Raw genomic sequence first — 13,902 nt, 5'->3', positions numbered from 1 at the left:
ATCCGGTTCGTACGACGCCGCCCCCCGTGGTCGGGTTCCCGCGGTCGCGGAACCGCGGTGTGGGGCACGCCGATCAGCTCTGTCACACCGTCAGCGGGTTCCTTGTTACGCCATCGTGGCGGCCTGCCACAAGCCCCGATTGCCAACTGTGCGCAAGGATCTTGTGACCATCCGTCGAACGCCGGGCAACTTCGCTCGGGGCTTCGGCAAACCCCTGGATTTCGGCTGAATCCGGCCGCCGGCGACCGGATTCGAGGGGTCGCGTCGGCGAGTGGGCGCCGGGGGCACGGGCACTCTTTCGAGGGACTTCGCTCCGGGATTCCCGTGACTAGGCTTCTCGTCGGTTCCATGATGCAAATGCAGGTGGCTTTGCACGACGGCGGTCGCGTCCGTGATCGCGCCGTGGCGGCCACGAGCGGGCGGGATCGGGAAGGAATGATGAGCATGCGTGCCGGCAACGGGGATCCGGCGGACTCGTTCGGGTCCGTGACGTGGGTGAAGAGCAGTGCGAGCACGGCCGAGGGCAACTGCGTGGAACTGGCCGCGCTGCCCGGCGGGGAGGTCGCGGTCCGCAATTCACGGTTCGCGCGGGGACCCGCGCTGGTCTATACGCGAGCCGAGTTGGCCGCGTTCGTGGCGGGTGCCAAGAGCGGCGAGTTCGACTCCTTGATCGACTGATCCCGGCGGTTCGGCCGGACCGGGGCCGACCGGATCGACGGACAGGCGGGTTCCGAACTCGGGATAATGGGGCGTCGACATCCCATTCCTGGAGCCCGCATGTCCGCCGACCGCCCGGCCCGCGCACCGTCGATCGCACCCGTGGTGTCACTGACCCAGCAGAGCAGTCCGGCCGCCGCGGTGAAGGTACTGGGCGCCACACTGCGCAAGTTGCGCCTGGACAACGGCAAGGGACTCAAGGACGCGGCCGAGGCGATCCGGGCTTCGATGTCCAAGATCAGTCGGTTGGAGCGGGGCGAGAGTCCGCCGCGGGCCCGGGACGTCTTCGACCTGGTCCGCTTCTACGGCGTGCACGACGAGCAGTCCCTCTCCGAAATAGAGGAGTTGCTGAAGAAGGCGCTGGAGCGTGCCTGGTGGAGCCACTACAGCGACGTGTTGCCGGGCTGGTTGGCCCGGTTGATCGGCATGGAGGACGCGGCGACCAAGATCGACACCTACGAGGTGCACGTGGTCCCGGGCCTGTTGCAGGTGCCCGCCTACACCCGCGCGATCGTCCGGACGGGACTGCCCCGGGCGGATCGCGAGGAGGTCGAGCGCCGGATCGAACTGCGGCGACAGCGACAGGCGTTGCTCGCCGACGAGCGCCGGCCGGACCTGACCGCGCTGCTGGACGAGGGCATCCTGCGGCGGCCGGTCGGCGGTCCGGAGGTGATGGCCGAGCAGATGCGGCACCTGCTGGCGGAGTCGGCCCGGGACCGGATCAACATCCGGGTCGTGCGCTTCGACCGGGCGGCCAGCATCACCCCGCCGTCGCCGATGACGTATCTGCGCTTCGCCTCGGGCGGCCCGAGCGAGATGATCTACCTGGAACAGGCCAACAGTGCCACGTACTTGAGCAGGCGCACGGACATCGACGCCTATCGGGAGATCCTGCTGCGGCTCTGGGCCGTGGCCGAGGACCGCCAGTCCAGCCAACGCATGTTGCGCGACGCCGAGCAGCGCTTCACCGCGGCCGGCCAGGACCCGGACGATGCCCGGGCCCTGCCTTAGGCCGCACACCCGTCCCGCCGCGCCGGTTCAGGAAATTCGGCCCAGGCCGCCGTACTCGATCCACTCCTCGGTCTTCTGGCGCACGGTGACATGCGAGTCGGGCCGCCAGGTGGACACCTCGACCAGGCCCGGCTCCAGGATGGTCAGTCCGTCGAAGTAGCCGTCCACCTGTGCGGGTTCGCGCACGCGACCCCAGTTGTTCCCGGTCGCCTCGGCCATGAAGTCGCTGACCCCGTCCCGAATCGCCGGGTCGTCGCTGACCAGTTGGCAGATCACCATGAAGCTGCCCGCCGGCAGCCGCTCGGCGACCCGGCGGATCATCGCGGCGGGCTCGGCCGACTCGGGCAGGCAATGCAGGACCGACACGAACAGCGCGGCGACCGGCTCGTCGAGGCGGATCAACCGGCGGACCTCGGGGTGCTCGAAAATGCCTTCGGTGTCGGTCATGTCCGCCTGGATCACCGCGGTGTTGTCGTTCTCCTCCAGCAACATCCGGCCGTGCGCCAACACGATGGGGTCGTTGTCGACGTAGACCACCCGGGTCGCCGGGTCGACACCCTGGGCCACCTGGTGCACGTTCTCCCGGGTCGGCAGACCCGATCCGTGGTCCAGGAACTGCCGGATCCCGTATTCGGCGGCCAGCACCCGGACCACCCGCTGCAGGAACGCCCGGTTGTTGAGCGCGAGTTCGCAGGTGCTCGGGACGATCTTGAGCAGTTCCTCGCAGGCCGCCCGATCGGCGGGGTAGTTGTCCGTGCCGCCGAGGTACCAGTCGTACATCCGGGCCGCGCTGGGTGTGTCCACGTCGATCTCGGAAACGTGTTTCTCCCCGTGCCCCATGCCGCCCCCTCGATGTCGCGCCCGCGGGTGCGCCGCCACCGTCCCGACGCCCACCGGCCATGCTAGGCGCGCGGATGCCGCGGGGGCAGGTACTCGTCCCGGAAGCACCCGCCCGTTCGCGGCGCGAAACGGGGTGCGCCGGGACACGGCGGAGGGAGAAACGGGTCGCGCGCGAGGGAACGCGCGACCCGCGCCCTCTCATCGCTCGTACTGCCCGGGCCCGATCTCGCCGGCGGGGCCGCGGCCGAGGGCTTTGACCACGTCGGTGGGCAGGCTGCGTTCGGCCGACACCAGGTGCGCCGCCACCTCGGGCGGCTCGGCGCCCATCAGGTCGGCGGTCGCGGTGAGCGTCAGGCCCAGGCGATAGTGCAGCAGCACCGCGTCCGCCTGCGGCCACGGCAGCGCGTCGTGCAGGGGGTTGGACACGGGCCCGGGCGAACCGGTGACCGCGCGGCCCAGAATGCGCCAGGCCCCGGCGGTCGGCTTCGGCCCCCGCAGGATGTCCGGCCAGTTCGTGGCCAGTTCGGCGACCGCCGACTGCACGGCCCGTTCGCCGCGGATCGGGTCGCCCACCCGCAGCCGGGCGTACTGCGCCCAACGCGGGCGGTACAGCAGGCAGAACGCGGCGAAGTCGAGCGGAGCACGGGACCGCCCGACCACCACGACGCCGGCGACGCCGGATCGCCCCGAGGCCGGATCACGGGACATCGGCACCACCGGACCGGGCCGGCGCGTCCCGATCCACGTCACCGGGCCGGGCGGCCGCCCCCGGGTCCACCTCGCCGGCCCGGCTGTGCCCTCCCGGACCGGGCCCGCCGAGCGCGCCGAACGCCAGTCCGCCGGCCGGGAATCCGGCGTCGCCGAGGCGGATCAACACGCCGTAGTGCACCTGGGTCCACAGTCTGCGCACCACGTCCGGATGCGCCCCCAGGCGTTCGGCCAGGACCTCGGCGCCGGCCCGATCCGGGATCAGTGCGCCGGCCAGGATGCGCGCCGGCGCATCGGCGGTCAGCGGCGGCGCGCCGAGCAGCTCCGGTGCGGGTCGCCCGGCGGCCAACCACAACCCGCGCAACATCGCCGCCAGCAGCTCGACCAGGTCGCGCAGTTCGCGCCGGATGCCGTGATCGATGCCCCGCGAGCACTCCCACAACGCCCGCAACTCGTGGGCGTCGCCGTCCAGTTTCCCGACCAGCGTCTCCACCACCGGCCACGATGCCCACACCTCGCCGGCCAGGATGCGATCCAGGAACCCCTCGCTGATGCCGGCCTGCCAGGCCAGGTCGGCGACGGTGATCCCCTCGACCCGGCGCAGTTCGCGCAACGCGGCGGCCAACCGCTCCCCCGCGTATTGCGCGCTGGACAGGTCCTCGTCGCGACCGGCGTCCGCGCCGGGATGCGCCCGGGCACCCAACCGCGCGGCCAATTGCGCGGACCACTGCGGGCGCGGCGGGATCCGCGCGGCCGGATGCGCCTCGCCCACCACCGCCCGATAGCGCCGGGTCTCCCCACTCAGCCGATCCGCGTACGCCAGGCGCACCCGCAGCGGCTCGCGGGTGCGCTCGGCCTCCTCCAGGGCGCAGGCCACCCGGCGCAGGATCGCCACGATGCCCGCCTCCAGGCCCTGCGGGTCGGCCGGGTCGCTCGGGTCGCTCGGCTCGATCGGGCCGAGCGGGTCGTCCGGACCGACCGGCGCCGGCGCCCCCCGTTCGCGTTCGCGCGCCCGCTGCGCCCGCCGTCGACACGTCGGATCGCAGTACAGCCGCTTGCGGCCGGTCGCCATGCGCTGGGCGAAGCGCCGCCCGCACGCCGCGCACCTGGTGATGCCCCTTTGGGCGTTCATTCCCTGTTTCTCCTTCCGGTTCCGGGCGAGGCGATCACGGAATCCGCCGTAGGGCGGTGCACACGCACCGCGCCACCGGCGCCTCGGCGCTCGGCCGGAGCTGGACATCCGCAATCTCCGCACTCCCCGTCGTTTCCCCGGAGGGAAACCACGGAATGGTGCATTCGGGAATCGTCGAGGGGTGCTGGGACAACTCTCCGGCGGATAATTCGATCAACATCCGTGATTCCTTGATCGTTGTTCCCGACGACCCCGGAGCGATGCTCGGCATCCGGGGTCGTTCGATGTTCCGGAAGCTACTCCCAGACTTTCCCGGACATCAACGAATCCACGGAAATGCAAATGCGCGGCGCCCGCCTCCGCGCTCCCGAACCGGTCGAGGACGTCCTCTCCGACCGACCACATCGACCGGTCGACGCACTGGGAACCGCAGGTCCCGAGGCACAAACGCACATACGCCAACGAGACTCGATCGGAAAACGTCAAAGCCTCGGAACGGCCCCATTTCCACGCCCATCATGGAGAGGACGGGCCCGGTCGTCGAATCCACCCTCCCGAGTGACACCCATGCAATTGCATATGCAAAAGGCCGACCTCCGCCCGGATTCGAAAATGCCGACAATACCGACACCCTTCTCGCCCGCGACGCTCCCGCGTCCGCGCCGGCGCATCCGCACACTCTGAACCGACCGCCCGCGCACAACCCCCGGAAAACGCGCGGACCCGACGGCGCGGACCGGCGGACCCGGCAACCGATCGCGGCCCGACACGCCCATACACCGCAGCCGGCCGATCCACACGGGCCTGGCACAATGGTTCGGGAATCGGTTCGATCGCGCCGATCGACGCAACCTTTCGTTCGGAGCGTGCCGACCGAACGGCGTCCAGGGATAAGGAACCACCCCCGTGAGCGAGAGTCGACCCGCCGAGGGCCCGCCGACATCGAGCCAGGACGTGGCGCACAACGCCCGAGTCTGGAACCACTGGTTGGGCGGCAAGGACAACTACCCGATCGACCGCAAGGTCGGCGACCACGTCACCGACATGTTCCCCTCGATCGGCGAAGTCGCCCGGGCGGACCGCGTCTTCCTCGGCCGCGCGGTGCGGTTCCTGGCCGGCGAGGTGGGCGTGGACCAGTTCCTGGACATCGGCACCGGGCTGCCCACCGCCGACAACACGCACGAGGTCGCCCAACGGGTGAACCCCGCCGCGCGGATCGTCTACGTGGACAACGACCCGCTGGTGCTCGCGCACGCCCGCGCCCTGCTCACCAGCACCCCCGAAGGCGCCACGGACTACATCGACGCCGACGCCCACCACCCGGACACCATCCTCCGGGCCGCCGCGGCGACGCTGGACTTCGAGCGGCCGGTCGCGGTGATGTTGCTGGGCAGCCTCAACTTCATCCTGGACACCGACGAGGCGGTGGACATCGTCCGCAAACTGATGGCCGCGGTGCCCTCGGGCAGCCACCTCGTGGTGACCCACCCGACCACCGAACTGGGCGGCGAGGGCAACGTCGAGGCGATGCGTTTTTGGAACGAGAACGCCAAGCCGCCGATCACCGCGCGCAGCCGCGCCGAGTTCGAGCGGTTCTTCGAGGGCCTGGAGCTGCTCGAACCGGGCATCGTCTCCTGCGCACGCTGGCGCGCCGCCTCCCCCACCGACGAACTTCCGCCGGTCGTACCGCAGTTCGGCGCGGTCGCCCGCAAACCCTGAGCACCCACCACACCACCGCCCCGAACCCGCCACCGAGTGGCCGCTCGCACGGCCGCCCGGTGGCGGGTTCGCTCGCGAGAGATGCCCGCGCCTACTCCGTGCGCAGCCCGTCCGGGCGCATCAGCCGCCACAGCGGCGGCAGGCTCAGCGCCGTGACCAGCAGCACCACCCCCGCGCCGATCCCGATCATCGACGCCATGCCGGTCCAGTCCACGGTGAACGGCCGACCCACCATCCCCAGCAGCGCGGCACCCAGCCCCATGCCCGTGCCCGCCGCGAGCACCAGGCCCAGGGCGACCGGAACCGCCGTCTGGTACAGCACCGACCAGCTCAGCGTGCTGCGCCTGGTGCCGAACGCGACCAGCACCGACAACAACTTCCGCCGCTCGCGCAGTTGCTCCAGCATGGTCACCAGCAGACTCGCGCCGATCAGCAGCAGCACCACGGCCGTGCCGATGAACAGCGCCGTGCGCACGTTCGCGAACCGCCGCGACTCCTGGGTCCGGGACAGGTCGTAGACCGTGGACAGCGGATCGACCCGGGCGGCGGCGTTGCGGACCAGGTCCCGAGCGTCCGGGACGGTCGGGTCGATCTGCACGTCCATCCAGTAGGTCAGTTTCCTGGCCGCCGCGGGCACCGCGCCCGGCGTCGCCAGCACCCCGTCGTAGCGCGTCCCGTGCGCGTCGGCTCGACCCGGCACGGTCGGCGCGGCCGCGGGAATCCGCCACGGCGTGCGCGACGGGGCCGCCCCCTCGATCATCCCGTAGGCCGGATCGATGACCACCTGCCGACCGGGGGTCGGCCGCATCTCGCCGACGACCCGGTCCGAGGACCCGCTCGCCTCGATGATGAACGCGTCACCGTCGGCGCAGCGCTCGATCCGGGCCAGTTCGCGCAGTGCGTCGCACGTCCCGATGGTCAGCGTCGCCCCCTCGGCCGGGTTGTCGCCCCGATCGCCGATCCGGGTGCCCGAGTGCCCGAAGGCACTGCGCACCCCCTTGGTCCGGCGGATCCCGTCGGTGATCTCGGTGACCCGGTCGCTGCCGATCGACCCGCTGGACGACACCGACATCTGCGCCCGGGCGGTGTCCTGGCCGGTGTCCCTGACGTAGTCCTTCTCGATGCCCATGAAGAGCATCTGCAGAGCGATCGCACCGGCCACCGCGACCGCGATCCCGTTGACCGAGCGGGCCGCCGCACCGCTGCCCAGTTGCAGCCGACGCACCGCGAGTTGCCACGACACCCGGCCCGCGCCGAGTCGGGCCACCATCGCCTCGACCAGCCACGGCAACAACGCGGTGACCCCCAACAGCAGGAGCACCGTGCCGCCGATCACCTGGAACCGGTTGAACTCCCCGGCGTCGGCGCCCCGACGGATCAACGGGAAGAGCAGGGCCACGCCCACGACCGGCAGCAGCAACCGCCACCACACCCGGCGCCGGGCCGGGGTACCGGTACGCACCACCCCGAGCGGCTCGATCACCACCGAACGCAGCGCGAACAGCGTCACCGCGACGGCGGCGGCAGGCACCGCGAGCACCACCAGGACGACCAGCGGCACACTCGGATCCAGGTCGCCGGGAAAGATGCTCAGGTCGAACGCCGCCGCCGCGCCGGTCAGTTGCCGACCGATCAGGAAGAAGCCGAGCCCGAGGACCAGCCCGAACAACGATCCCGCGAGCGCCTCGCCGGCCGCGATCCATCGGGTGGTCCGGGCATCCGCACCGACCAGCCGCAGCGCCGCGAGCCGCCGGTCGCGCCGGTCGCCGCCGAACCGCACGGCCGTGGCGATCAGCACCGCAACCGGCATCAGCAGCACCACGAACATCACCACGACGAGCAGGAGCAGCCGGGGATCCAGCTTTTCCGCGGGGAAATCATTGCCGAACGCGGTGACCCGGACCGCCGTGTTCGAGTCCCCGGTGAGGGCGTCGCTGCCGAGGTAGAAGGTCAGGTCGTCCGGACCGATCAGGCCCCGGTCGGCGATTTTTCCGGCCGTACGGTAGGGCAGGCGCTCCTTGAGCAGCGCGCCCCGCTTCGAGGCCAGCAGGTCGGCCAGGGCGGGCGAGACCATCATCTCGCCCGGGGCGGGCAACCGGCTGAGCCCCGGCGGGACCGGCGCCCGGGGCCCCTCCGCGCGAAGCGCCCGGCCGCGGATGTCGTCGCCCTTGTAGGTGGTGTCGATCGTGGCGATCAGCAGGGTGTTCTCGGCGGCCTGCTGCGCCCGCCCCGACAACTCGTCCCGACCACGCCCGCGGTCGTCCCGCGCGCCCAGCGCCCCGGGGATCGCGGTGGTCAACAGCAGCAGCGCCACGCCGAGGCCGACCCCGATCGCGGTCAGCAGCGTTCGGGTCCAACCCTCCCGGCCGCCGGTGACCGCGAAGCCGGCGCCCATCCTCAGATCGCGGAACACGTTCACGCGGCACGCGCCATGTCCCGTGACCGGCCGTCGCGGACGACGATCTCCCGGTCGGAGTAGGCGGCGATCCGGGCCTCGTGGGTGACCAGCACGACCGCGGCCTTGGTGGTGCGGGCGGCCTCGATCAGCAGCTTCATCACCCGTTCCCCGTTCAGCGAGTCCAGCGCACCGGTGGGCTCGTCGGCGAAGACCACGCGGGGGCGGATCACCAGGGCTCGGGCCACCGCGATGCGCTGGCCCTGGCCGCCGGAGATCTCCCCGGGTCGTTGGCCCGCGAGGTCGGCGACCTCCAGGCGCTCCATCCACTCCCGCGCCTTCGACTCGGCCTCCCGGCGCTTGACCGCGTTCAGCCGCAGCGGCAGCGCGACGTTCTCCAGGCAGGTCAGCTCGGGTACCAACTGGCCGAACTGGAAGACGAAGCCGAAGTCGCTCCGGCGCAGTGCGCTGCGCCGGGCGTCCGACATGGCGGTCAAGTCGCCGCCGTCGTAGCGGATGGTGCCGGAGTCGGGGCGGACGATGCCGGCCAGACAGTGCAGCAGGGTGGACTTGCCCGATCCGGACGGACCCATGATGGCGACGATCTCGCCCGCGCCGATGGTGAACTCGGCACCGGCCAGTGCGGGCGTCGCACCATACGTCTTGTGCAGCTCGTGGCCGCTGAGCAGGGCGTCGGTCACTTGCGGAGCTCCTGGGTGAGTTCGCCGAGGCGGGCGGTGGTCAGTTCCAGCCAGCGCAGGTCGGCTTCGAGGTGGAACAGCGCGTGGTCGCAGATCAATCGGTCGCTGAGATCGCCGTCGAGCTTGCGCCGGGTGAGGTCGCGCATCATCCGCAGATGTTCGGCGCGTTGGGTGTCGAGGATCTCGTTGGCGTCCCGGCCGGTGAGCAGCGCGAGCACGACCTTGGTGTAGAGCGTCGACTGGAGGTAGGGCTCGGGCTTCTCGGGTTGGCCGAGCCACTGCTCGACGTCGGTGACGCCGGCGTCGGTGATCGAGTAGCGCTTGCGCTCGGGCCCGCCGCTGGTTTCGAGGCCGTCTATCTCCACGAGCCCGTTCTTCAGCAGCCGCGACATGGTCGAGTAGACCTGGCCGTAGGCGAGCGAACGATCCCGGCCGAAGCGTTCGTCGAAGCTGCGTTTGAGGTCGTAGCCGTGGCAGGGCCCGGACTCCAGGAGTCCGAGCAGGGTGTGTCCGATTGACATGCGGAGGACTATACACACCAGGTATACCTGGTGTGTATAGCGGGCTCGACGGGGTCGGGACGCTCCGATCGACGAGGGCGGGAGGCCCCATCGAAGAGGGCGCGCGGCCCTGTCGGCGACGCGCCCTCGACCTGATCGATGCACTTGTTCGGGCACGCGAGCCGGGTCCGGCGGGCTACGAATCGGCCGGCCCGCAACCGCTCACGCGCCGCCCCGCCGCTGCGGACGGCTCAGAGGCCGAGGCCCTTGGTCACCGCGCTCGCCCGGGTGAACACCGACTCGGGCTGCTCGCCCGTGCAGTACTTGTTGCCGGTGGACACGATCCCGATCAGCTTGCCCTTCTCCACCAGCGGCCCGCCCGAGTCGCCGCGGCAGATGCTGCTGCCGGGGTTGTTCGCCGGCGCCTGGCCGCACACCCGGGTGGCCGGGCTGTCCGTGGGGAACGTGTAGGGCGCGCACTCGGCAAGCGGTGCGAGCACCAGGGTGGTCTGCTTGAGCCGCGTGGTCGACACCCCGCCGTCCGTCTTGCCCCACCCGTAGACCTTCGCCTCGTTGCCGACCCGGTAGAGCGCGTCGTCCTTGGCGCCGGCGATCGGCAACGGCTGCTGCTTCAGCGGTCGGTCCAGGTCCAGCACGGCGGCGTCGTAGGTGAGCGTGCCCTGCTCGAACTTCGGGTGCACCCTGCTCTTGGTGACCGCGCGGGTCTGTCCGCCCGTACCCGCCAGGTCCAGCCGCCCGGCGACCACGGTGATCGCGGTCGGGTCGTCCAGGCCGCTCACGCAGTGCGCCGCGGTGAGCACCTTCTTCGGGGCCACCAGCGTTCCGCCGCAAAGCTGCTGGCCGTCCGCGGTGAACAGGGCCACGGCGTACGGCGCGGCGCCGGCGGGCGCGTCGGTGCCGAAACGCACGGCCGAGGCGGGTGCCGCGCAGACACCGATGGTGGCGAGCGCGACGGTCGCCGCCGCGAACATCTTCACCGACGTGCGTCCGCAGGTGTCCTGCGTCTGCCGAGTACGAATCATCTCGCGATCCCTTTCGATCGGACGGCCGTGCGACGGGGGCTCCCGGCGGAGCCGACGGCTCTACTCCCTGCACGCGCGCGGTCGCCCTGCGGATGCATTCCCGTTCGCTCCGGCACCATCCGCCGCCGACGCGGACCCGCACCGAACGGCCCCGACGGACCGCGGCCGGTCCGCCCGCCCGTCAGTCCTCGTCGACGAAGCGGGCCGGACGGGTGTTCGCGAGCTTGATGATGTGGAAGCCGTACTGGGACGCGACGAGGTCGCTGAACTGGCCCGGGCGCAGCTTGACCAACGCCTCGGCGAACGCCTCCGCGTAGTCGTCCTCCTGCCCCCAGCCGAGATCGCCGCCGTGCGCCGCGGACAGCGGGTCCTTGGACCGTTTCCGGGCGATCTCGCCGAACCGGCCCGGATCCCGGGCGAGTTCGTCGAGGATCGCGCGGCCCTCGCTCTCGGTCTCCACTGCGATGTGCAGGGCGTGGTACTCCAGCGCGTCGGACAAGGTCGCTCCCGGGGTCGTCGCCACCCGGCGCGCCCGGGCCGAGCGCGGTCACCGAGTCGTCGATCATGTGGATGATACGGCCGCCACCCGACCGAACCGGCCCGCCCCGGACGCGGCGCGTCGGCCGCGCGAGAACGGCCGGCGGGGCGGCGACCCGCCCGAGTCGGTGCGGGCCGCGTCGGCGCGTTCGGGCTCTACTGCGCCACCGGCTCCGCGAACGCCGCGAGCGAATCCTGGCTCCAGCTCAGCCGACCCTCGGCCAGGTCGACCAACACCGCCTGCACCCAGGCCAGTTCCGCCCCGGTGACCGCACGCAGGTATTCGTCCTCCAGGGTCAGCACCCGCGGCAGGGCGAACCCGGCCGCGTTCGTCGCGTCCGCGTCGAGCGCCGCCAGATCGGCGACGAGCCGGTCCCGACGCCGGGTGAGCAGCGCGCGCGTGGTCTCCGGGGTGAGCAGGGCCAGGAAGGACAGCGCGGCGGGGAACTCGGGGAACTCGTTGCGCGGGGTGTCGAGCATCTCGGCCATCCAGGTGTGGCACGCGATCCGACCCGCCTCGGTGATCTCGTAGACGGTGCGCTCCGGGTACTGCTGATCGCGTTCGGTCTCGCGCACCGCGACCAGGTCGGCCTCGCGCAGCCGATTGATCGTCTTGTACAGCGACGCGCGCTGGCCCACGTTGACGACCTTGTCCTTGCCCCACTGCTTGATCCGCTGCTGGATCGCGTACGGGTGCATCGGCTCGCGGTAGAGCAACCCCAACAGCGCCAGGGCCAGCGGTGATCTGCGGAAGGTCGTCGTCATGTGCCTCAGCGTACTGGATGCCCGGAAACTAACTCCAGCGATACTAGTTGCCGAAACACTAGTCGCCATGCCACTATTCATGCATCGGCAGCGAGCGGGGAAATCCGGCCCCGCCGTCGGCCGAGGCGTCACCGTCCGAGAGGAACCGCCATGACCACCACCCCGATTCGCATCCACGCCGACCACACCACCACCAAGCACCTGGGCAACTGGACGACCGGAACCTCGTTCGAGGTCCGCGAGCGCCGCGCCGCCACCGTGCTGGACCTGCGCTCGCCGCGGATCGACGCGGGCGACATCGAGATTCGGGTCGACCTGGACCACGCGATGCTCAAGCTGCTGGTCGCCGACGACGCGGTCGTCGAGCAGGACGGGCTGCGCTGGACCGGCCGCGGTCGGGTCAAGGACGCCGGCCGGCCCACCGCCGCCAAGGGTCGGACGATCCGCCTGGTCGGTCACATCGATCACGGCGAGGTCCGGATCCACCGGGGCGGCGTCGCGGTGTTGTCCGCGATGTTCAGCCGCGCCTGGATCGAGGACGTCCGGCGCGCCCACCGCGACGGCGACCGGCCCACCGTCGCCGACCCGGCCGCGGCCCGCTGACCCGGCCCCGATGCCGCGCCGATCCGGCGACCGAGGTCGCGACGGGCCCGTCACGACCGATCACGCTCCACCGACTCCCGCCGATCAGCCCGCATTTGCGGTGTGATCGGCGGGTTTCGCCGTTTTCGGCCGGGTCTCCGACACCGACCCCTCAGCGACTTGAACGTGTTCAAAAACAGGTCTACAGTCACGCTCGTCGGCCGGTTTGAACACGTTCAAAAAGGAGCCGGGTCATGGATATGACCGTCGTCACGTACGCCATCTATCTGCTCGTCAGCATCGGGCTCACCATCTGGGTGGCCCGCACCCTCAGCCGCAGCGGGCAGATCTTCCTCCGGGACGTCCTGCACGGCCGGGAGGAACTCGCCGCCGCCGTCAACCACCTCCTGGTGGTCGGCTTCTACCTCGTCAACCTCGGCTTCGTCGCGCTCTACCTCAAGGTCGGCGACGCCGTCGAGAACGCCCGCGAATCGGTCGAGGCACTGTCCGTCAAGCTGGGCACCGTACTGCTGGTCCTGGGCGTGTTGCACCTGCTCAACGTCTACGTGCTGAACCGGATCCGGCAGCGCGGTCTCGACGACGAGGCGTACCGCAGCGGCACCGGCGGGGCGCCCCGCGCGCACAAGATCTCCGGCCGCGACCTGATGCCGCCGGTGGTCCCGCAGAGCACGACCCGCCCGGCGCCCGGGGTCTGATCCCGATGATCGCCGAACCCGTGAACACCGTGCCGGGCCGATCGGAGGGGACGGCCCGGCACGGCGTGTCCGACCCCGAGCCGCCCGCCCCGATCCGCCGACTCACCGTCCTCTACGACGCCGGCTGCCCGCTGTGCACCGCGCTCAGCGACTGGATCGCCCGGCAACAGACCCTGGTCGCCGTCGATCTGCTCCCGGCCGACTCGCCCCGGGCACACAACCGTTTCCCCGAACTCGACCACCCCGCGACCGTGCGCGAACTGACCGTCGTGGGCGGTGGCGGCGAGGTGTGGTCGGGCGCCGCCGCGTGGATCACCGTGTTGTGGGCACTGCGCGCCTATCGCGGCCTGTCCCGCCGGCTCGCCACCCCCGTGGGCATGCCGATGGCCCGCGCCGCTGTACTGGCCGCGGCCCGGATCCGGGCGGTCAGCCGCCGCGAACCCCTGCCGCCCTATCCCTACGCCGACCCCTACCGGGAACCCTGGACGGTGGTCGCGTGTGACGACCGGTGCGAGATCGCGCACTAACCTTGCCTG

At 71.2% G+C, this 13,902-nt stretch carries 15 protein-coding genes; 6 read left to right on the top strand and 9 right to left on the bottom strand.

The genetic code is table 11. The annotated features are described in order from the left end of the window. The first annotated feature begins 438 nt into the window (after positions 1–438). Positions 439–678, top strand: coding sequence for a DUF397 domain-containing protein (locus ABZ374_RS26380; protein WP_360315194.1), 240 nt, complete (start codon positions 439–441; stop codon positions 676–678). Between the two features lie 99 nt (positions 679–777). Next, a complete protein-coding gene (locus ABZ374_RS26375) occupies positions 778–1,728 on the top strand; it encodes a helix-turn-helix transcriptional regulator (RefSeq protein ID WP_360315192.1) in 951 nt (316 codons plus the stop codon). A gap of 27 nt (positions 1,729–1,755) precedes the next feature. Here ABZ374_RS26375 and ABZ374_RS26370 read toward each other — a convergent pair whose 3' ends face one another. The 3 genes from ABZ374_RS26370 to ABZ374_RS26360 form a co-directional block, all read right to left on the bottom strand. After that, positions 1,756–2,568: an SAM-dependent methyltransferase gene (locus ABZ374_RS26370; protein ID WP_360315190.1), complete on the bottom strand. Its 813-nt coding sequence runs from the start codon at positions 2,566–2,568 to the stop codon at positions 1,756–1,758. A gap of 198 nt (positions 2,569–2,766) precedes the next feature. Further along, positions 2,767–3,276: a hypothetical protein gene (locus tag ABZ374_RS26365; RefSeq protein ID WP_360315188.1), complete on the bottom strand. Its 510-nt coding sequence runs from the start codon at positions 3,274–3,276 to the stop codon at positions 2,767–2,769. Further along, positions 3,266–4,408, bottom strand: a complete 1,143-nt coding sequence (locus tag ABZ374_RS26360) for a helix-turn-helix transcriptional regulator (RefSeq protein ID WP_360315186.1) — start codon at positions 4,406–4,408, stop codon at positions 3,266–3,268. The genes ABZ374_RS26365 and ABZ374_RS26360 overlap by 11 nt, the downstream gene beginning before the upstream one ends. A gap of 906 nt (positions 4,409–5,314) precedes the next feature. Between ABZ374_RS26360 and ABZ374_RS26355 the strand changes: the two genes are divergently transcribed. Continuing rightward, positions 5,315–6,127 (top strand): SAM-dependent methyltransferase, encoded by an 813-nt coding sequence (locus tag ABZ374_RS26355; RefSeq protein ID WP_360315184.1) that lies wholly within the window; start codon positions 5,315–5,317, stop codon positions 6,125–6,127. Positions 6,128–6,218: 91 nt separating this feature from the next. On the opposite strand, the gene ABZ374_RS26350 is transcribed toward ABZ374_RS26355, so the two are convergent. The 6 genes from ABZ374_RS26350 to ABZ374_RS26325 form a co-directional block, all read right to left on the bottom strand. Next, the gene (locus ABZ374_RS26350) at positions 6,219–8,546 is read right to left on the bottom strand and encodes an FtsX-like permease family protein (RefSeq protein ID WP_360315182.1); all 2,328 of its coding nucleotides are present in this window, start codon (positions 8,544–8,546) and stop codon (positions 6,219–6,221) included. After that, a complete protein-coding gene (locus tag ABZ374_RS26345; protein ID WP_360315180.1) occupies positions 8,543–9,223 on the bottom strand; it encodes an ABC transporter ATP-binding protein in 681 nt (226 codons plus the stop codon). Before ABZ374_RS26345 ends, ABZ374_RS26350 begins: the two co-directional genes overlap by 4 nt. Further along, positions 9,220–9,744, bottom strand: coding sequence for a PadR family transcriptional regulator (locus ABZ374_RS26340; RefSeq protein WP_360315178.1), 525 nt, complete (start codon positions 9,742–9,744; stop codon positions 9,220–9,222). Before ABZ374_RS26340 ends, ABZ374_RS26345 begins: the two co-directional genes overlap by 4 nt. Positions 9,745–9,974: 230 nt before the next feature. Then, complete coding sequence (locus tag ABZ374_RS26335) at positions 9,975–10,766, bottom strand: serine protease (RefSeq protein WP_360315176.1); 792 nt, start codon at positions 10,764–10,766, stop codon at positions 9,975–9,977. A gap of 181 nt (positions 10,767–10,947) precedes the next feature. Beyond that, entirely contained in the window at positions 10,948–11,265 is a 318-nt protein-coding gene (locus ABZ374_RS26330) for a peptidylprolyl isomerase (RefSeq protein ID WP_360315174.1), read from the bottom strand. A gap of 194 nt (positions 11,266–11,459) precedes the next feature. Continuing rightward, entirely contained in the window at positions 11,460–12,068 is a 609-nt protein-coding gene (locus tag ABZ374_RS26325; protein WP_360315172.1) for a PadR family transcriptional regulator, read from the bottom strand. A gap of 150 nt (positions 12,069–12,218) precedes the next feature. Between ABZ374_RS26325 and ABZ374_RS26320 the strand changes: the two genes are divergently transcribed. From ABZ374_RS26320 to ABZ374_RS26310, 3 genes are all read left to right on the top strand, one after another. After that, positions 12,219–12,671, top strand: a complete 453-nt coding sequence (locus ABZ374_RS26320) for a hypothetical protein (RefSeq protein ID WP_360315170.1) — start codon at positions 12,219–12,221, stop codon at positions 12,669–12,671. Positions 12,672–12,904: 233 nt separating this feature from the next. Then, complete coding sequence (locus ABZ374_RS26315; protein WP_360315168.1) at positions 12,905–13,366, top strand: hypothetical protein; 462 nt, start codon at positions 12,905–12,907, stop codon at positions 13,364–13,366. Between the two features lie 5 nt (positions 13,367–13,371). Further along, positions 13,372–13,893, top strand: coding sequence for a DCC1-like thiol-disulfide oxidoreductase family protein (locus ABZ374_RS26310; RefSeq protein ID WP_360315166.1), 522 nt, complete (start codon positions 13,372–13,374; stop codon positions 13,891–13,893). Positions 13,894–13,902: the final 9 nt, after the last annotated feature.

This window comes from Embleya sp. NPDC005971, assembly GCF_040629175.1.
Taxonomy (GTDB): domain Bacteria; phylum Actinomycetota; class Actinomycetes; order Streptomycetales; family Streptomycetaceae; genus Embleya.
Note: the sequence above shows the minus strand (reverse complement) of the source record. Positions and strands in the feature narration are given on the sequence as shown.